Below are 19,019 nucleotides of genomic sequence, written 5' to 3'. Positions count from 1 at the left end.
GGTGTGCGCACGACTGTACGCGGGGTCACCGACAAAAAGCGGGCGGAGTGGTGTCGGAAAGCCGCGGATCCGGGGTACTGGACATCGCCAGCAGCCCGCGCACCGCGCGAACGAGCTTCGGCCAAGAGGTGGGCTTCCTGACGTCGTAACCGCGAAGCAGCTGGCGGAGCATGGTGAGCGTGTCGAAGTAAATGCGTTCGCACACCAGCTGTTCCTCGGCGTCGAAGATGAAGTACGCGGTCATCCGGACCCGGAACCGCTGTCCGGTCGGCGGAATCTTCCCGAGCGGTCCGCGATGGGTGCCGAGAAGCCAGAACTCGACGATTACCGCGTCCGCGCTGTGCCGGAGAGCGATGATTTCGTGGTCCTGATCGGGAAAAGCGCGTCGCGTTTCGTCGTAGTAGCCGCGTACCGCGGAATCGCCGTCGTGCACGGTCATCGTCGGGACGATCTCGTAGTGCGGATGCGGGAACGTCGCCAGCACGTCGTCCCACTCCTGGCGCACCTCGTCGCGGAAGTGGTCGAGGACGAGCTTTTGCCGGGCACGCAGCACTTCGGGCGCGGGGATGGCCAACGGGTCCACGGGTTCCTCCAAGCCAGGACAGCGGAGCCGCAATTTAATCCACGCTGTGGGTTTAACGCAAGTGCGCCATGATGGAGCCGTGAACACCACGACCCGCCGGGGACGCCCGCGCAAGGGAGACGCCAGGCTGTCGCGGGAGGCGATCCTGACGGCCGCGCTGGAAGTGGTCGACGCCGACGGAGCGGCAGCGGTGAGCATGCGGACCGTCGCGCAGCGCCTCGGCGTGGACGCGAAGAGCCTCTATCACCACATCGACGGCAAAGAAGCCTTGCTCGACGCTGTCGCCGGACACGTCCTCGGCGGGATCGACCTCCCTGAGTTGACCGGACAGCCCGAAGACGACCTCCGCGCGATCGCCCAGTCCTTCCGGAAAGCAACGCGCGCGCACCCGCAGGCCGCGGCTCTGGTCCTCACCAGACAGTTACCGTCGATCGCCGCACTCGCCCCGGTCGAGGCGGTGCTTTCGGTGCTGCGCAAGGCAGGCGCGTCCCCCGAAGAGGCAGTACACTTGCTGAGGTCGCTCCTGGCCGTCGTGGTCGGTTCGCTCCTGCGCGAAGCCGGCGCGGGACCGGCGTTCGGTGTCACGGACGAAGCCGGAATCGCCCACCGCCGCGCGGAATTGGAGCGGACCGGACTTCCCGCCGTCGTCGAATCCGCGCCGTATCTGGCGCGGTGCGATCACGAAGCGGAGTTCTCCTTCGCCGTCGAACTGGCGGTGGCCGCCACGATGCAGCGGCTCGCTACTCCCCGCAGGTGATCTGCGGCTGCGGGTTGTAGCGGACCGATCGGGTGTGCCGCGAAACTTCCCGGCCCGACGAGGCATCGCGCAGGACCCGGGTGTCGGTCGCGGTGAAGCCGGGCGCGCCGTTGGACGCGTGGCAGTTCTCCGCCGGACCCGGTTTCGTCGGCGGCGGCGTCGGATTCGTCCGCTCGCCGGGGATCGATTCGACCGTGTACCGCTTGGTGCCCCACAGTTTCACGGTGATCGACGACGGCGTCCAGACGGTCTGGATCGCGACGCCGGTGTCCGAGTCGTTGGTGAACTTCAGGTCGATCACGCTGGCGCCGTTCGGGTTCTGGAACACCGTCGCCTCGCGCGCGGCCGGGTACCGGCTGATGTAGTAGCTGTGTTCCTTGTGCCCGGCGTCCTTCATCCCGGAGAAGTACGCCGCGTTGTACAGCGTGGTGGCGAACTGCGAAATGCCGCCGCCGACCTCGCGGGCAGGCGCGCCGTTCTCGATCACGCCCGCCTCGACGTAGCCCTGCGGACGCCCGCGCGGGCCGGTGAACCCGTTGAGGCTGAACGTTTCTCCTGGCTTCACGATCGCGCCGTTCACCTTCTCGGCGACCACGCGGATGTTCGTGCCGGAGTCGGCGGCGAACCCGCCGGTGGTGAACTCGCCGATGACTTCCTTGACGCCCAGCTTGTCCGCCTGCTCGGTGGTGACCTTCGCGGGCGCCTTCTTGTAGATCGCCTTCAGCTCGCGGCCGTCGGTCTGCTTCAGTGTGTTCTGCAGGGGTTTGAGGCTCTGCTCCCAGTCGACCGTGTTGCCGTCCGCGGACGGCTCGACGACCGGTTTTCCGCCGGAGAACGCGATGGTCGCGTCCTTGCCCTCCTGCTCGGTGGACTTCAGCTGCGGCGCGAGCGCGTCGGTGACCTTCTTCGGGTCGATCTGCGGGGCGAGGCCGCCGCCGTCGCCGGGCACGAACGTGAGCGCTCCGGCGATCTGCTCCTGCGTCAGCGTCGCGTCCGCGCCTTCGCCCTTGACGACGATCGGCGCGGAGACCGCGGGCTTGGCGAACTCGGTCAGCGCGCGCTGGACGCCTTCCGCAGTGGTGCGCACTGGCGTCGGCGTGACCGGAAGCGTCAGCTCGCTGCCCGAAGCCCAGCCGCTCAGCACCTTCGCCCGCGCCGCCGCGACGTCCAGCTTCTGCCCGGCCTGCGGCGGGATCGCGACCGGCGTGGTGCCGTCGAACCGGACAGTGCCCTCGACCGGCTCCCGGTCGACGCGGCCGCGCAGGTCCTCGAGCGCCGGGTCGAGTTTGGCGGCCTCGACGTGCGAAACGACGCCCAGCTCCCGGGTGCTGAAGAACGACGCGAGCCGGGCGAAGGGGTTAACCGGCTGGTCGCCCGCCTGGTCGAGGGTGCCGCTCCAGTCGAGCCCCAGCCCGGCCTCGGTCGGCGAGAGCTTGGTGTGCGCGTCGCCCGCGGTGACGGTGAGCGGCTGGGTGAGCCGGGGCTCGATCTTCCCGCGCAGTTCGCGCTCGGCGACCGGCCGCTCCAGCCCGCCGACGTCCACGCCGGCCACGACGACGCCGCGCGGCACCCGGCCCTGGCTGGTCAGCAGGTCGATGAGGTAGGCGACGACCAGCACGGCGAGCACGCCGCCGCTGATCCAGCCCGCCTTGCGCAGGCCGCGCCGCCGGGGCGGGGACGGAGGTTCCTCCGGCGGCACGACCGGCAAGACGTCGGTCTGGTCGCTGTCGGTTTCCGGCCAGCGCGGTTCGTACTGCACCTCACGACCCCTTCGATTCGCTGCGGTCAGGGGCACAGCGTACGGGCCGAGCCGGACATGCCGGACTACTGCCCCCAGCGGAACAAACCGGTCACCCCGCGTCCGGTTCCGGATTGGCGCCTGCGCGGGCGAGGAAGTCGAAGTCGCAGCCCTCGTCGGCCTGCGTGATGTGCTCCGCGTACAGCGCACCGTAACCCCGCTCGAACCGCGGCGCGGGGGCGGACCACGCAGCGCGACGACGCTCCAGGTCGGCGTCGTCCACCTGCAACTGCAACGTCCGCGCGGGCACGTCCAAGGTGATCAGGTCGCCGTCGCGGACGAGCGCGAGCGGCCCGCCGACATGCGATTCCGGTGCCACGTGCAGGACGCAGGCACCGTAACTGGTGCCGCTCATCCGGGCGTCGGAGATCCGCACCATGTCCCGCACGCCTTGTTCCAGCAGGTGCGCCGGGATCGGCAGCATGCCGTACTCGGGCATCCCGGGACCGCCGAGCGGACCGGATCCGCGCAACACCAAGACGGAATCCGCGGTGATGCCCAGCGCCGGGTCGTCGATGCGCTTCTTCAGGTCCGCGTAGTTGTCGAAAACCACCGCCGGACCGGTGTGCGTGAGCAGCGCGGGATCCGCGGCGATGTGCTTGATCACCGCGCCGCCGGGAGCGAGGTTGCCGCGCAGCACGGCGACGCCGCCTTCGCTGGCGACCGGGTTGTCGCGCGGGCGGATCACGTCGTCGTTGTGCACGCGGGCGTCGGCGAGAGAGTCGGCGAGCGGACGCCCGGTGACGGTGATCCGGTCGAGGTGCAGCAGGTCGGTCAAGCGGGACAGCAGCCCGGGCAGGCCGCCCGCGTAGTAGAAGTCCTCCATCAGCCAATCGCCGCCCGGCCGGATGTTCGCCAGCACCGGGACGCGGCGCGCGATCGCGTCGAAATCCTGCAGCGACAAGGAAATCCCGCTGCGCCCGGCCATCGCGATCAGGTGGATCACCGCGTTGGTCGACCCGCCGAGCGCCAGCACGGTGGTGATCGCGTCGGCGTACGCGCGCTCGTCGAGGATCTTCGCGATCGTGAGGTCTTCCCACACCATGCCCACGATGCGCGCGCCGCTCGCCGCGGCCATCCGGTGGTGCGCGGAATCGACCGCCGGGATCGAGGCCGCGCCGGGCAGCGTCAGCCCCAGGACCTCGGCGGCGGACGTCATCGTCGACGCGGTCCCCATCGTCATGCAGTGGCCGGGGGAGCGGGCGAGACCGCGTTCCAGTTCGGCCAGTTCGCGGTCGCCGATCGTGCCCGCGCGCCGTTCGTCCCAGTACTTCCACATGTCGGTGCCGCTGCCGAGCACTTCGCCGCGCCAGTTTCCGCGCAGCATCGGACCGGCGGGCACGAAAATCGACGGCAGACCGGCGCTCGCCGCGCCCATCAGCAGCGCCGGCGTGGTCTTGTCGCAGCCGCCCATCAGCACCGCGCCGTCGACCGGATACGACCGCAGCAGTTCCTCGGTCTCCATCGCCAGCAGGTTCCGGTACAGCATCGGCGTCGGCTTCTGGTAGGTCTCCGACAGCGTCGCCACCGGGAACTCCAGCGGGAATCCGCCCGCCTGCCACACGCCGCGCTTGACCTGCTCCGCGCGTTCGCGCAGGTGCTGGTGGCACGGGTTGATGTCGCTCCAGGTGTTGAGGATGCCGATCACCGGCTTGCCGAGGTGTTCCTCCGGCTCGTAGCCGAGCTGCCGGGCGCGGGTGCGGTGGCTGAAGTTCCGCAGGTCGTCGCCGCCGAACCACCGGTGGCTGCGCAGGTCCTCGGGTGCCTTCATCGCGGCGCTGTCCTCTCGGTCGACGGATGGCATCTGATATATGATCGTACGTGTCGACGTTCGGAGACGCCCGCCTGGTTGAATGTGCGGGGACGAGCGCGAAAGCCAGGAGGGTCGGCATGCCGTCCACGTTCAGCCTCCCCGCCTCCCGCACCGAGGTGGTGCTGGAGGAGATCCGGCGCGGCATTCTCGCCCGCGAGCTGCTGCCCGGTCAGCAGCTGGTGGAGGCGGAGCTGGCCGCGCGGCTCGGGGTGTCCAAGACGCCGGTGCGCGAGGCGCTCAAGGTGCTGTCCAACACCGGGCTGGTCACGTTCAGCCCGTACAAGGGCGCGTCGGTGTGCGTGGTCGACGCGGAGCTGGCGCGGTCGGTCTACGACGTGCGGATGGTGCTGGAGCCGGAAGCGCTGCGCCGCGCCGTGCGGGCGTCGGACCACGCGTCGTTCGACGAGGCCGCGCAGATCCTCAAGGAAGCGTCTGGCGGCGACCCCGACCAGACCACGTTGAGCCTGCTGAACCGGCGGTTCCACCGCGCGCTGTACGCGGGCTGCGGCAACCCGCTGATGGTGTCGATGCTGGACGACCTGCGCGATCGCGCCGCGCTGATCACCGTGGTCGGCTGGGACGCGAAGCCCAGCTGGCGCAAGGAATGGAACGAGCACAAGGCGGTGCTCGCCGCCGCGCGGAAGGGCGACGAGGACGGCGCGGCCGAGCTGCTGCGCGCGCACATCGCGGCGTTCCTCGACCACGTGCTCGAGGCGATTGGGGAGGAGTGACGGCGTGCGGTTGCTGCTCGTCGCGGACACCCACCTGCCGAAGCGCGCGAAGGAACTTCCCGCGCAGGTCTGGGACGAGGTCGCGCGGGCCGACGTCGTGGTGCACGCGGGCGATTGGGTCGACGTGGAGACTCTCGACTCGCTTGAAGCCCGCAGCGCCCGCCTGATCGGCGTTTACGGCAACAACGACGGTCCCGAACTGCGGAAACGCCTGCCCGAGGTGGCTCGCGAGACGCTGGACGGCGTCCGGCTCGCGGTAGTCCACGAAACCGGCGACGCGAAGGGGCGCGCAGCCCGATGCGACGCGTTGTACCCGGACGTCGACGTGCTGGTCTTCGGCCACAGCCACATCCCGTGGGACACCGTGACGCCCGGCGGGCTGCGGCTGCTCAACCCCGGTTCGCCCACGGACCGGCGGCGACAGCCGTTCTGCACGTACCAAACCGCGGAGATCCGCGACGGCCGTCTCGGCGAGGTCGAGCTGCACGAGCTGCCTCGGCGTGGCTGAGCGGGTAAAACAGGAGTCATGGACCCGGCCCGCGCGCTGCGCGACATCGCCTTCCAGCTCGAACGCGCCGGTGAACCGACGTACCGCGTGCGTGCTTTCCGCCAGGCTGCCGCAGTGGTCGACCGGCTGTCTGAAGACGAGTTAGCGTCGCGCGTCAGTGCGAAGTCGCTTCAGGCGTTGAAAGGGATTGGCAAAGCCACTGCCGGGGTCATCGAGGACGCCTGGCACGACCGTACGCCCGCGTACGCGACGAAGCTGCCAGCGAGCACGTTGCCCGACGGCGGTGCGCTGCGTACGGCGCTTCGCGGCGACTGTCACACGCACTCCGACTGGTCCGACGGCGGCAGCCCGATCGCCGAGATGGCCGAGACAGCGCGCGAGCTGGGGCACGAGTGGATCGTGCTCACCGACCATTCGCCGCGGCTGACTGTCGCGCGCGGCCTGTCGGCGGAGCGGCTGCGGGCGCAGATGGACGAAGTCGCGCGAGTGAACGAGCAGCTGGCGCCGTTTCGCCTCCTGCACGGCATCGAGGTCGACATCCTCGACGACGGTGCGCTCGACCAGACGGAGAAGCTGCTGGACAGGCTGGACTTCGTGGTGGCGAGCGTGCACTCGAAGCTGCGGATGCCGGCGCGGGAGATGACGCCGCGGATGCTGGCGGCGGTCGAAAACCCGCACGTCCGCGTGCTGGGGCACTGCACCGGACGACTGGTCGGCGGACGCGGCAGGCCGGAGTCGCAGTTCAACTCGGAGAAGGTGTTCACCGCGTGCCGCGAGAACGGCGTGGCGGTGGAGATCAACTCGCGGCCGGACCGGCTCGATCCGCCGATGCGGCTGCTGCGCCAGGCGGTCGAACTGGGGTGCGAGTTCGCGATCGACAGCGACGCGCACGCGCCCGGCCAGCTCGACTGGCAGGTCTACGGCTGCGAGCGCGCGGAAAAGGCGGGCATCGGGCCGGACCGGATCGTCAACACGCGGACGGCCGATCAGTTATTGCGATGACGGGATTCCGCGCGGGATCGAGCCAGCGCAGGACGGCGAGCAGCTCGCCGGGTGCCAGGGCGACGCAGCCAGCGGTCGGCCCGCCGGTCGCCACGTGCAGGAAGAACGCCGAACCGGCACCGGGCACGACTGGCGAGCGGTTGTAGTCGATCACCACCGCATGCGCGTACGCCGGTCCCGCGGCGCCGAGATTCTCTCCGGCGGTTTCATCGAACGGACCTGACTCGCCTCGGTAATGCGTGTTGTACAGCGGAGAGTGCACATCGGACACCCACCAGTCCGAAGTGGTCACTTGGCGGTAGGGGAGCCGGGTGCCGGGTTCGGGGCGATGCCGAAGGCCTCGGTGAGCGACCAGATTCCGGCCGAGGTAACGGAAAGCCCTTCGCGTGCGACGCCGATTCCTTGCGCGCCGACCTCCGCTGGGTACGGACCGAGTGCCCGTACCCAGCGGTCGCCGTCGTGGTCCCACGCGGACGCGCTGCGTGCGCTGACCGCGAGAACCTGCTGCGGGTTCAGCTGATCTCGTACGGGTCGCCGTAGACCTTCCACTTCAGCGGCGTGTGCAGATCGAGGTTGCCGTCGTTGAGGAACACCAGCTGTTCGGTGTCGACGCGGGACGTGTCCGCATGTGCTTCTTCCTTCTTCATGACCACCTTGCGCGCGTCGAGGAACGCCTTGAGATAGGCGGTTTCGTCGCCGCCCTGGGCCGGCGGCTTGGCCTTCGCCAGCGCGGCGTCGCGGATGCCGCCGAAGCTGTCGGTGCTCGTGCCGGGGCCGTGCATCACGATGGCGTCGTAGTAAATGAACTGGCCGAGCGCGCCGAGACCGTCGGATTTTCCTTGGTTCACTGCCGGATCGAAGTAAACGCGGTCGCGTTCGCTGTCCTGCGCGGCCTGGAATTCCTTCGTGGCCGAGGCCTCTTTCCACGCGCTTTCGAAGGCCGAGCCGAGACCTTCGTGCGAAGCGGAGCCGTTGACCTTTTCCAGCGCGGGCAGGAACTTCGCCAGCGGGTTGTCCGGCACCGACTTGGTGTAGGCCTGCACCAATTCGAGCATGTCGCCGGTTCCGGAGCAGAACCCGATGATGCCCGCGGTGTAGCCGCGGCCGTCGCCGATGTCCTCGATGTAGGAGTACTGCTTCTTCCAGTCGAGCGACGAGTTCTCCGCGCTCGACACCAGCTCCATCGCGATCTCCTTCTTTTCCGGAGACGCGAGGTCACCGCCCGAGCCGAGCACGGACGACGCCGAAGCGGCGAGCGGGGCGGGCACGGCGGCGGCCGAGACAGCGGGAGTGCCGAGCACGAGGGCGAGGGCTGAGGCAGCCGTGAGACCGGCGACCAGAGCGGGCCGCATCGTCTTGCGCATGAAGGGAATCCCTTTCCGCGGTACGTGGGCAAGGCGGCCGGACCGGCGAATCCTCTCGCGAGGGACCGGTTCCGGGTAATGCTGCGGCGTAGCGTCACGATAACCGAGCGTGAACCGGCGGGGCAAGGGATGTGCTGAGATTTCACGGATGTGAACATCGTAGGTCCATTGTGGACACTGTGGATTTCCGGAGAACGGCCGGAGGCGGGAGGTTCCGGCGATACAGTGTCCATTGTGGACTCGTGCAGAGTGCTCGACGCACATTAAAGACATGGTAAACTCGACGCGAGATGACGACTGCTGCCGCCGCTCCCGCGCCGCGGCACCGGTCCATCTTCGTCCTGCTGCTCGCCGCGCTGCTCCTGCTCGGCGTGGCCGTCCCCGGTCCGGGATCGGCGGGCCCGAAACCGCACGACCCCGAACCGGCCCTGGTCCAGGAACAGGGCCCGCATCTCGTCGCCGCGAACCCGTTGCCGCTCGCCGACACCCCGGGCGAGATCCGCCTCGCCCGGCCTGATCGGCGCACCGTTCCGTTCGCCGCCGCACCGCCGGTCGAACTGGACCGCGCACCCGCGTCCGCCGCGGCGCGCGCCCCTCCTGATCGCTGAGTACTCGTTCCCCGCCTGTGCCTGGCTTTCGGAGGATTTCATGAGCAACGGTCATGCTTTGCTGGCCGTCGGCGGCGCGTTTCTCGCCGCCGGCGCCCTCGCCCGCGTCGGCGCCCGGATCGGGCTGCCCACGATTCCCCTGTTCATGCTGGCCGGTTTCGTCTTCGGCCCGCACACCCCCGGACTGTCCCTTGTGGACGATCCAGCCGAGTTCGGCGTGCTGGCCGGGCTCGGTCTCGTGTTCCTGCTCTTCTATCTCGGACTGGAGTTCTCGCTCGACGACCTCGCCCGCGGCGGCGCCAGACTCGCCGGCGCGGGGCTGGCCTACCTCGTGCTGAATGTCGGCGGCGGGCTCGCGTTCGGCTTCGCGCTCGGCTGGGGCGCGCGCGAGGCGCTGGTGATCGCCGGCGCGATCGGCATCTCGTCCTCGGCCATCGTCACCAAACTGCTGCTGGAAACCCGGCGGATGAACAACCGGGAATCCCGGCTCATCATGGGCATCATCGTGCTGGAAGACCTTTTCCTCGCGCTGTATCTCGCGCTGCTGCAGCCGGTGCTGAGCGGTGCCGACGGCTTCGGCGCGGCGCTCGCCGACTTCGGCAAGGCGTTCGGCTTCCTGCTCGTGCTCGCCGCGCTGGCCCGCTGGGGCGGACGGCTGGTGTCGCGGCTGTTCGGTTCCGCGGACGACGAACTGCTCACTGTCTGCTTCGTCGGCGTGGCCGTGCTCGGCGCCGCGGTGGCCGAGGAGGTGGGCGTGTCCGACGCGATCGGCGCGTTCATGGTCGGCATGATGCTCGGCAATTCCCAGGTCGCGCCGCGGGTGCACAAACTGGTGCTGCCGTTGCGGGACGCGTTCGGCGCGCTGTTCTTCTTCATCTTCGGGCTGTCGATCGACCCGGGCGCGGTCGGCACGGTTGTCCTCCCGGTGCTCGCCGCGGTCGTGCTCACGCTGGTGCTGAACCTCGCCGCCGGTGCCTTCGCCGCCCGGTTGCACGGCTTCGACCGGCAGGAGGGAGTGAACATCGGCCTGACCGTGCTCACCCGAGGCGAGTTCTCGCTGGTCCTGGCGACGATGGCGACCGCGGCCGGCCTGGACGCGCGGGTGGCCCCGTTCGTCGCCGGATATGTGCTGCTCCTGGCCGTGATCGGACCGCTCGCCGTGCTCCGCTCGGACCGGCTGACCTGGCTGCTCCCGGCGAAGCTCGTGCGGCCGCGCCCGGCCCCGGTGGCGTGAGCCGGGCGGCCGGGCTGTCACTCGCGGCATATTCGGAAGCCACGACGGTCACGCACGGCTATCCTTGGCCCAAGTATGTCCACTCCATCTCCCCTCGCAGAGCTGCGCGCCCAGCTGCCCGAATTGATGCTGCGCGACGAGCACCGGCTCCGCCGTCGTCTCGACGGCGCGCGCCGGTCTCGCGACAAGCAGCAGACGGCTGAGCGCATCGCCGCCGACGTCGAAACGGCGCTGCTGCGCGTGCAGCAGCGCCGCGAAAGCGTGCCGAAGATCGAGTACCCCGCCGAGCTGCCGGTCAGCAGGCTGAAGGACGAGATCGGCGACGCGATCCGCGACCACCAGGTCGTGATCGTCGCCGGGGAGACCGGGTCGGGCAAGACCACGCAGCTGCCGAAGATCTGCCTCGAGCTGGGCCGCGGCGTACGCGGGCAGATCGGGCACACCCAGCCGCGCCGGCTGGCCGCCCGCACGGTCGCCGACCGGATCGCCAGCGAACTGAAGACCGAACTGGGCGACACCGTCGGCTACAAGGTCCGGTTCACCGACCAGTCCGGCCAGGACACCCTGGTCAAGCTGATGACCGACGGCATCCTGCTGGCCGAGATCCAGACCGACCGGATGCTGCGCCAGTACGACACTCTGATCATCGACGAGGCGCACGAGCGCAGCCTCAACATCGACTTCATCCTCGGCTACCTCAAGCAGCTGCTGCCGCGCCGCCCCGACCTGAAGGTGATCATCACCTCGGCGACGATCGACCCGGAGCGGTTCTCGCGGCATTTCGACGACGCGCCGATCGTCGAGGTCTCCGGCCGGACCTACCCGGTCGAGGTGCGCTACCGCCCGCTCGTGGACCCGGACGACCCCGAGGGCGACCCGGACCGCGACCAGACGCAGGCGATCGCGGAGGCGGTCCAGGAGCTGTCCGGCGAGGGCCCCGGCGACATCCTCGTGTTCCTCTCCGGCGAACGCGAGATCCGCGACACCGCGGACGTGCTGAACCGGCTGGAGCTGCGGAACACCGAGGTGCTGCCGCTGTACGCGCGGCTGTCCGCGGCCGACCAGCACCGCGTGTTCCAGCGGCACACCGGGCGGCGGATCGTGCTGGCCACGAACGTCGCCGAGACGTCGCTGACCGTGCCCGGGATCAAGTACGTGATCGACCCGGGCACCGCGCGCATCTCGCGCTACAGCCACCGCACCAAGGTCCAGCGGCTGCCGATCGAGGCGATTTCGCAGGCCTCGGCGAACCAGCGCAAGGGCCGGTGCGGGCGAACCTCGGACGGCATCTGCATCCGGCTGTACTCCGAGGAAGACTTCGAGTCGCGGCCGGAGTTCACCGATCCGGAGATCCTCCGGACGAACCTGGCGTCGGTCATCCTGCAGATGACCTCGCTCGGGCTGGGCGACATGAACGCGTTCCCGTTCGTGGAGCCCCCGGACCGCCGCCAGGTCACCGACGGCGTGCAGCTGCTGCAGGAACTCGGCGCGTTCGAGGCGGGCGATTCCTCGAAGCTCACCGAGGTCGGCCGCAAGCTCGCGCTGCTGCCGGTGGACCCGCGGATGGGCCGGATGGTGCTGGAGGCCGCGCGGAACGGCTGCGTGCGCGAGGTGATGATCATCGCCGCCGCGCTGTCCATTCAGGACCCGCGCGAACGGCCGGCGGAAAAGCAGCAGGCCGCCGACGCGCAGCACGCCCGGTTCGCCGATCCGACGTCGGACTTCCTCTCCTACCTCAAGCTGTGGGAGTACGTCAGCGAACAGCAGAAGACGTTGTCCGGCAACCAGTTCCGCCGGATGTGCCGCACCGAGTACCTGAACTACCTGCGGATCCGCGAGTGGCAGGACATCTTCGGCCAGCTGCGCCAGCTCGCCAAACCGCTCGGCATCACGCTGAACACCACGCCCGCCGAACCGCAGCACGTGCACACGGCGCTGATTTCCGGGCTGCTGTCGCACATCGGGCTCAAGGACCCGGCGAAGGGCGACTACCTCGGCGCACGCGGGGCCCGGTTCTCGGTGTTCCCAGGTTCGGCGCTGTTCAAGAAGCAGCCGCGCTGGGTGATGTCGGCCGAACTGGTGGAGACGTCGCGGCTGTGGGGCCGGGTGAACGCGCGGATCGAGCCGGACTGGGTCGAACCGCTCGCGCAGCACGTGGTGAAGCGCTCGTATTCGGAGCCGCACTGGGAGCGCAAGCAGGGTGCGGTGATAGCGACCGAGAAGGTGACGCTGTACGGCGTGCCGCTGGTCGCCGACCGGCGGGTGAACTACGGGCGGATCGACCCGGAGATCTCGCGCGCGATGTTCATCCGGCACGCGCTGGTCGAGGGCGACTGGCAGACGAACCACCGGTTCTTCGCCGAGAACCGCGCGCTGCTGGACGAGGTCGAGGACCTGGAGAACCGCGCTCGGCGGCGCGACATCCTGGTGGACGACCAGACGCTGTACGAGTTCTACGACGCGCGCGTGCCCGAGGACGTCGTGTCCGTGCGGCATTTCGACAGCTGGTGGAAGAAGGCGCGGCGGACCGAGCCGGACCTGCTGTCGTTCGAGAAGTCCATGCTGATCAACGAGGTCGCGGGCGCGGTCCGCGAATCGGACTACCCGGACTCGTGGACGCAGGGCACGCACGTCTTCAAGCTGACCTACCAGTTCGAGCCCGGCGCGGACGCCGACGGCGTGACCGTGCACATCCCGCTGCCGGTGCTGAACCAGGTGACGCCGGACGGCTTCGACTGGCAGGTGCCCGGCCTGCGCGGCGAACTGGTGACGCAGCTGATCAAGTCGCTGCCGAAAGCGTTGCGCCGCAACTTCGTCCCGGCTCCCGACACGGCCGCGGACGCGTTGACGCGCATGTCCCCTTCGGACGGTCCGCTGCTCGACATCCTGGGCGACGAGCTGCACGCGATGCGCGGCATCGACATTCCGCATTCGGCGTGGGACCTCTCGGCGGTGCCGGACCACCTCCGGATCACTTTCCGCGTGGTGGACGAGCGCGGTAAGCGAGTGGCCGAGGGCAAGGATCTGGACGAGCTGAAGCGTCGGCTCGCGCCGCGTGTGCGGGAGACGATTTCCAAGGCGGCCAACAGCATTGAGAAGGCTGGCCTGGTGCAGCCGTCGTTCGGCGAGCTGCCGAAGGTGTTCGCTTCGACCCGGCGCGGCCACGACGTGAAGGCGTACCCGGCGCTGGTGGACGAGGGCAAGTCGGTGGCCGTGCGGCTGCTCGACACGCCCGCCGAACAGCAACACGCGATGTGGGCCGGGACCCGGCGGATGCTGCGGCTGAACCTGAACTCGCCGATGAAGTTCATTACGCGGTCGCTGTCGAACTCCTCGAAGCTCGTGCTGAACCGCAACCCGCACGGCAGCGTCGCGAGCCTGCTGGAGGATTGCGTCGACTGTGCCGTGGACGCGCTGATGGCCTCCGCGGGCGGCCCGGCCTGGGACGAGGCGGGTTTCGCCGCGCTGCTGGAGAAGGTGCGGGCGGGGTTGAACCCGAAGGTGCTGGAGGTGCTGACGGAGGTCGAGCGGATCCTGCGCGCGGCCATCGACGTCGAAACGCGCCTTGCGGACACTCGCGGCCCGGCCGAATCGCTGGCGGACATCCGGCGTCAGCTGGACGGTTTGGTGCACGCGGGCTTCGTGACCGAGACCGGTGCCGACCGCCTGCCGAACGTGGTCCGGTATCTGCGCGGCATCGAGCGGCGGCTGGAGAAGCTGCCGCTGGAGCAGACCCGGGACCTGCAGCGCATGGCTGACGTCGCGTGGATCACGAAGGAGTACGAGGACGCGGTGGCCGCGTTGCCGCCGGGCACGTCCTCGCCGGCGCTGGCGGAAGTGCGGTGGATGATCGAGGAGCTTCGGGTGAGCTTCTTCGCACAGACGCTGGGGACGGCGCATCCGGTGTCGTTGAAGCGGATCACCAAGGCGCTGGACGACGCACTGGCCTGAGGATCACTTCACCAGGAGCGTGACCGTGGCGGCGCTCGCTGAAATCGTGCCCGCGACCGCGGAAAGCGAGGCGGCCACACCGCTGATGTTGCTGAGCATCTTGCGCAATGCCTCCGCCGCGCGCTGCTCTCTGAACGCCATCTTCAACTTTTGCCACTTGTGCTGCCGGATATGACAACCGAGCAGGATGCCATTCGCGTTGTTCCGGCAGAACTCGTTCTTCCGGGTGCTGGCACAACACCAGGTCGGTGCTTGGAAGAGGCAATACAGCACCACGAACGCGGATAGAACGGCGATGACGCCCGGCCCTAACGCCGGGATTGTCCACAGGGCCACGACAGCGACAAAGGCAAGAAAGCTCCAGAAGGTGCCGAACTCGCGTTTTGTTTTTCTCCCCACCATGGCGGACGACGGTACTGATCATTCTCGGCTTCTGGATAGCGCCTTTGCGGTGGAACGTCTCGCGGCAAGCGCGACCGACGGCAACTGCGCGTTCCCCCCAATGGATTTCCCGAATGCCGCCATGTGGTAGCTGGGAACCCTGAGTCAGCTGATCACTTCGCCTCCGCATACGTGTCCACCGGTTTCGCGTGCATCGGGAACCGCACCGGGCAGGCCTCGCCGAAGACCAGGCGGGCGGCTTCCTGGATCGACGCCTCCACGATCGCCGCGACCTCGTCCGCCAGTTCCGCGGGCGAGTGCACGATCACCTCGTCGTGCAGGAAGAACACCAGATGCGCCGGTGCGGGCAGCCGGCCGCGCAGGGTGGCCAGCAGGACCGCCGTCAGGTCGGCCGCGCTGGCTTGCACCACGAAGTTCCGCGTGAACCGGCCCCAGCTGCGGGACGCTCGTCGCGCGCGGGTTTCCGTTGCCTCGTCCTCGGTGAGTCCGCCGGTCAACGCTCGCCAGGCGGCGGACGGGGCCGGGGAGGTGCGGCCCAGCCGGGACCGGACTCGTTCGCCTCGCTCGCCCGCCGCGGCGGCACGCTCCACATAGGACACCGCATCCGGGAAACGCTGGCGCAGCAACGCAAGCAGCGGCCCGGCCTCGCCGGAGGTGCCGCCGTACATCGCGGACAGCATGGCGATCTTCGCGCGGGAGCGGTCGTCTCGCGTGTCTCCGGGGCGGAGCGGCACGTAGCGGGTACCGGAGAACAGGGCTTCCGCCAAGCGTGCGTACAAATCGGTGGCCGCGGCGACTTCGGCCAGGCGACGGTCGCCGGACAGGGCGGTGAGGACGCGCGGTTCCAGCTGCGCGCCGTCGGCCACGACCAGTTTCCAGCCGGGGTCCGCGGACGCGCACGAGCGCAGCGCGCGCGGGATCTGCAGCGCCCCGCCGCCTCGGGTGGCCCAGCGGCCGGACACCACCCCGCCGACCACGTAGTGCGGGCGGAAGCGTCCGTCGGTGACCCATTCGTCCAGCCACGCCCAGCCGTTGGCCGAGTGCAGCCGCGACAGTTCCTTGTACTCCAGCAGCGGCGCGACCGCGGGGTGGTCGATCTCCTGCAGCAGGTACTTCCGCGCCGCCGGGATTTCGATGCCCTCCCTGGCCAGTGCGCGGACGACGCTGGCCGAGGAGTCGGGGTTGACCGGCCGTCCGCCCAGGGCGTCCGAGATCTTCGCGGCGAGGTCGACGAGTGCTTTCGGGCGCTGACCAGCGGGTACGCGCGGCCCCAGCCGTTCTTCCAGCAACCGCAGGTGCCGGTCGGCGCGCCAGGGCAGCCCGGCGGCGGAGATTTCCGCGGCGGCCAGCGCGCTGGCCGATTCGGCCGCGAGCAGCAGCCGCATCCGGGCGGGAGCCTCGGTGGCGGCGACGCGTTTCTCCTGTTCGGCCAGTACTCGCCGGGCCGCCGCGGCGACCGTGACTCCCGGCGGCAGGCCGGGGCCGCGCGGGGAGAACAGCGTGGGCTGCGCGTCCTCGCCGAAGGCCGGGCCGTCGTCGGGCGGTTCGTCCCCGTTCGCCCGGGCCCACGCGGCGCGCAAACTGCGCGATTCGCCCTCCCGGCCCTCGTAGGCGAGCAGCAGCCCTTCGGCGAGCGACAGGTCGTGGCACCGGCCCAGCCGCACCCCGGCCTTGATCAGCGTGGGATAGATCTCCTCGGCCGAGGGCAGCACCCAGCGCGGGCTCTCGGCCGCCTCCAGCCGGCGCACCTCGTCGACCCAGTCGGCGCGCGAAAGCCCGCGGAGAGTCCTCGAGGGGCCCTCGATCGTGTAGCCGGAGTCCTCCTCCCGGCCGGTGATCACCTGCACTGTCACATTGTGCGGACCACCACCGACAATTTTCGCCCGCCCGGCTCGCGGAGGCTCAGCGACCGGTGCGGGAGATTCCTCCCCGGCCGGGCACTGGTGCGCGGCCGGGCCTTGCTTTACTGTCGAGTAACTCCCATACCGGCGGTACGGAGACCGTCGGCGTGGGCGCTCCCGCCGCAGCAATGGAGGTGCCCGGATGAGTGTGGCCGAGCTGGCCGGCCAGGTGTCCGGGAAGCTGACCGAGACCGTGCGCAGCGTCGAGGTGATGCGCCGCGCCGGGCTGGTGCCGTTTCCCCGCCTCGACGAGGGCTTGCGATCCCTCGTCGCGATCCGCAAGTACGGCCCGTTCGCCGGCGCGAACCACATCGCGGCCCGGCGCGATTCGGCGGCCGTCGGGATCGTCGACGACCTCGGCCCGCTCACGTTCAAGCAGCTCGACGACCAGTCCAACGCGCTCGCCCGCGCCTGGTCGCAGCGCGGCCTCGGCCCCGGTTCGGTGATCGCCGCGCTGTGCCGCGACCACCGCGGTCTCGTGCTCACGATGGCCGCCTCGGGCAAGCTCGGCGCGCGGCTGCTGCTGATGAACACCGGTTTCGCCAAACCGCAGTTCGCCGACGTCGCCAAGCGCGAGGGCGTCACCGCGCTCGTCTACGACCAGGAGTTCACCGGCCTGCTCGACGCGATCGACGAGAACGTCGACCGCTACCTCGCGTGGGTGGACGAGCCGGGCGGGCACGAGATCCCCGTGCTCGCCGAGATCATCGCCAGCACCGACGACCGGCCGCTGCCCGCGCCCGCCAAGCCCGGCGGGTTCGTGCTGCTCACCAGCGGCACCACCGGCACCCCCAAGGGCGCGCCGCGACCGCATACGTCCGCGCTGGCCTCGGCGCAGTTCCTCGACCGCATCCCGCTGCGCTCCGGCGAAGCGACCTTCATGGGCGCGCCGCTGTTCCACGGCACCGGGCTGTCGCAGTTCATCCTCAGCTTCGCGCTCGGCTGCACGGTGGTGATGCGCCGGAAGTTCGACCCGGAGGCCACGCTGAAGGGCGTCGCGACGCACCGGTGCACCGCGCTCGTGCTGGTGCCGACGATGCTGCAGCGGATCGTCGACCTGCCGAAGGAAGTCCGCGACCGTTACGACACCTCATGCCTGCGGATCATCTTCGTCGCCGGGTCCGCGCTGTCGCCGGATCTCGGCAACCGGGCGAACGAGGAGTTCGGCGACGTTGTGCACAACCTGTACGGCTCCACGGAAGTAGCGGTGGCGACGGTCGCCACGCCGGAGGACTGGAAGCGCGCGCCGGGCACGGTCGGCCGCGCGCCGGTCGGCTGCCGCGTCGCGCTGTACGACGAACACGGCAATAAGATCACCGAGCCGCACGTGACCGGACGGGTGTTCGTCGGCAGCGGGCTCAGCTTCGGCGGCTACACCGACGGCCGCAACAAGGAGATCATCGACGGCCTGCTCTCGAGCGGCGACGTCGGCCACTTCGACGAGGACGGCCTGCTGTTCATCGACGGCCGCGACGACGAAATGATCGTCTCCGGCGGCGAGAACGTGTTCCCGATCGAGGTGGAGAACCTCTTGGTGGAACGCGAAGACGTCCTCGAGGCGGCGGTGATCGGGGTCGAGGACGCGGACTTCGGCGAGCGGCTCAAGGCGTTCGTGGTGCGGACCGAGGGCTCGACGCTCGACGAGGACGGCGTGCGCGAGTACGTGAAGGCGAACCTGGCGCGCTACAAGGTGCCGCGGGATGTGGAGTTCCTGGACGAGTTGCCGCGCAACGCGACCGGGAAAGTGTTGCGGAACAAGCTGAGCTGAGCGGGGTGAGGAAAAGCCCGGCAGGCAAGGAGCCGCGCGAGCACGGATTTCGGCTGATGGACCGGTGCCGCCGCTGCCTTCCCGGCGTCTTCGGCGCGCTCCGGCCGCGATCGAGCAGCCAGGCTCACGAATCCCAGCCGATGCCGAAAATCCCCGGCCCGAAGTCCAGCGCGACCGCGTGCACGCCGTTGCCGCTGTCCAGCCGCAGCCGGCGGCGGGCGGGCGGTTCGTCGGTGGCGTTCGCGTACTGCCAGCACCGCGCGGGCACCGCGGTCGGGTCGAAGCGGACCTCCAGCAGGTATTCGCGGACCGGGCGGCGGAATTCCCGGTAGTGCGTCGACCGGCATCGCGGGTACGGCGGCCCGGAGTTGCGCAGGGTGTACTCGATGAGGTGCGTCTCGCCGCGTTCCAGTGCGCGGTCGAAGAGCAGTTCGGCCACCAGGATTCCGTGGTCGTCGTCGACTTCGGCGCGGCCGACGCGGCAGTTGCGCACCGGCTGCAGATCGGGCACCGCGGTCGCGTCGCCCTGTGCGTACACCAGCAGCCAGCGGTCCTGACCGTCCGCACCGGACTGGAACACCGCGCGCGAGGTGACCGCG

At 69.7% G+C, this 19,019-nt stretch carries 15 protein-coding genes and 1 pseudogene; 8 read left to right on the top strand and 8 right to left on the bottom strand.

Going from position 1 to position 19,019, the window contains the following annotated elements; genetic code table 11:
* Nucleotides 1-25: 25 nt before the first annotated feature.
* On the bottom strand, nt 26-583 hold the full coding sequence (locus ATK30_RS04575; protein WP_101434478.1) for an ester cyclase: 558 nt from the start codon (nt 581-583) through the stop codon (nt 26-28).
* 79 nt (nt 584-662) lie between these two features.
* Between ATK30_RS04575 and ATK30_RS04570 the strand changes: the two genes are divergently transcribed.
* Nucleotides 663-1,340, top strand: coding sequence for a TetR/AcrR family transcriptional regulator C-terminal domain-containing protein (locus ATK30_RS04570; RefSeq protein ID WP_101434477.1), 678 nt, complete (start codon nt 663-665; stop codon nt 1,338-1,340).
* Here ATK30_RS04570 and ATK30_RS04565 read toward each other — a convergent pair.
* Together ATK30_RS04565 and araD are read right to left on the bottom strand one after the other, a co-directional pair.
* The gene (locus ATK30_RS04565) at nt 1,324-3,099 is read right to left on the bottom strand and encodes a VanW family protein (protein ID WP_101434476.1); all 1,776 of its coding nucleotides are present in this window, start codon (nt 3,097-3,099) and stop codon (nt 1,324-1,326) included. The genes ATK30_RS04570 and ATK30_RS04565 overlap by 17 nt on opposite strands.
* Nucleotides 3,100-3,190: 91 nt before the next feature.
* Nucleotides 3,191-4,909 carry an L-arabinonate dehydratase gene (gene araD / locus ATK30_RS04560; RefSeq protein WP_101434475.1) on the bottom strand — a complete coding sequence of 573 codons (1,719 nt, stop codon included), beginning with the start codon at nt 4,907-4,909 and terminating at the stop codon, nt 3,191-3,193.
* A 119-nt stretch (nt 4,910-5,028) separates the two neighbouring features.
* On the opposite strand from araD, the gene ATK30_RS04555 reads away from it, so the two are divergent.
* From ATK30_RS04555 to ATK30_RS04545, 3 genes are read left to right on the top strand one after another with little or no spacing between them, the layout of a single operon-like run.
* Entirely contained in the window at nt 5,029-5,682 is a 654-nt protein-coding gene (locus ATK30_RS04555; protein ID WP_101434474.1) for a GntR family transcriptional regulator, read from the top strand.
* 4 nt (nt 5,683-5,686) lie between these two features.
* A complete protein-coding gene (locus tag ATK30_RS04550) occupies nt 5,687-6,190 on the top strand; it encodes a metallophosphoesterase family protein (RefSeq protein WP_101434473.1) in 504 nt (167 codons plus the stop codon).
* An 18-nt stretch (nt 6,191-6,208) separates the two neighbouring features.
* A complete protein-coding gene (locus tag ATK30_RS04545) occupies nt 6,209-7,192 on the top strand; it encodes a PHP domain-containing protein (protein WP_101434472.1) in 984 nt (327 codons plus the stop codon).
* Here the strand turns inward: ATK30_RS04545 and ATK30_RS47385 are convergent.
* On the bottom strand, nt 7,158-7,484 hold the full coding sequence (locus tag ATK30_RS47385) for a L,D-transpeptidase family protein (protein WP_244194514.1): 327 nt from the start codon (nt 7,482-7,484) through the stop codon (nt 7,158-7,160). The genes ATK30_RS04545 and ATK30_RS47385 overlap by 35 nt on opposite strands.
* A 220-nt stretch (nt 7,485-7,704) precedes the next feature.
* Nucleotides 7,705-8,556 (bottom strand): chitosanase, encoded by an 852-nt coding sequence (locus ATK30_RS04535; RefSeq protein WP_101434471.1) that lies wholly within the window; start codon nt 8,554-8,556, stop codon nt 7,705-7,707.
* Between the two features lie 290 nt (nt 8,557-8,846).
* Here ATK30_RS04535 and ATK30_RS04530 point away from each other — a divergent pair, with 290 nt between their 5' ends.
* The 3 genes from ATK30_RS04530 to hrpA all read left to right on the top strand — a co-directional run bounded on the left by ATK30_RS04530 (nt 8,847) and on the right by hrpA (nt 14,349).
* The gene (locus ATK30_RS04530) at nt 8,847-9,164 is read left to right on the top strand and encodes a hypothetical protein (RefSeq protein ID WP_101434470.1); all 318 of its coding nucleotides are present in this window, start codon (nt 8,847-8,849) and stop codon (nt 9,162-9,164) included.
* Nucleotides 9,165-9,204: 40 nt separating this feature from the next.
* A complete protein-coding gene (locus ATK30_RS04525) occupies nt 9,205-10,398 on the top strand; it encodes a cation:proton antiporter (RefSeq protein ID WP_101434469.1) in 1,194 nt (397 codons plus the stop codon).
* Between the two features lie 126 nt (nt 10,399-10,524).
* Entirely contained in the window at nt 10,525-14,349 is a 3,825-nt protein-coding gene (gene hrpA / locus ATK30_RS04520; protein WP_463672415.1) for an ATP-dependent RNA helicase HrpA, read from the top strand.
* A 3-nt stretch (nt 14,350-14,352) separates the two neighbouring features.
* Here hrpA and ATK30_RS04515 read toward each other — a convergent pair whose 3' ends face one another.
* Both ATK30_RS04515 and ATK30_RS04510 read right to left on the bottom strand, forming a co-directional pair.
* Nucleotides 14,353-14,751 carry a hypothetical protein gene (locus tag ATK30_RS04515; RefSeq protein WP_244194513.1) on the bottom strand — a complete coding sequence of 133 codons (399 nt, stop codon included), beginning with the start codon at nt 14,749-14,751 and terminating at the stop codon, nt 14,353-14,355.
* Between the two features lie 152 nt (nt 14,752-14,903).
* Entirely contained in the window at nt 14,904-16,598 is a 1,695-nt protein-coding gene (locus ATK30_RS04510) for a bifunctional 3'-5' exonuclease/DNA polymerase (protein ID WP_101434467.1), read from the bottom strand.
* A 196-nt stretch (nt 16,599-16,794) separates the two neighbouring features.
* On the opposite strand from ATK30_RS04510, the gene ATK30_RS04505 reads away from it, so the two are divergent.
* A complete protein-coding gene (locus ATK30_RS04505; protein ID WP_101434466.1) occupies nt 16,795-18,420 on the top strand; it encodes an acyl-CoA synthetase in 1,626 nt (541 codons plus the stop codon).
* A gap of 124 nt (nt 18,421-18,544) precedes the next feature.
* Here the strand turns inward: ATK30_RS04505 and ATK30_RS04500 are convergent.
* A pseudogene (locus tag ATK30_RS04500) lies at nt 18,545-19,019 on the bottom strand (hypothetical protein); the annotation flags it as partial.

The organism is Amycolatopsis echigonensis (assembly GCF_002846615.1).
In the GTDB taxonomy this organism is placed as follows: domain Bacteria; phylum Actinomycetota; class Actinomycetes; order Mycobacteriales; family Pseudonocardiaceae; genus Amycolatopsis; species Amycolatopsis echigonensis.
The sequence above is the reverse complement of the archived record's forward strand: the minus strand, read 5'-3'. Positions and strand labels throughout refer to the sequence as shown.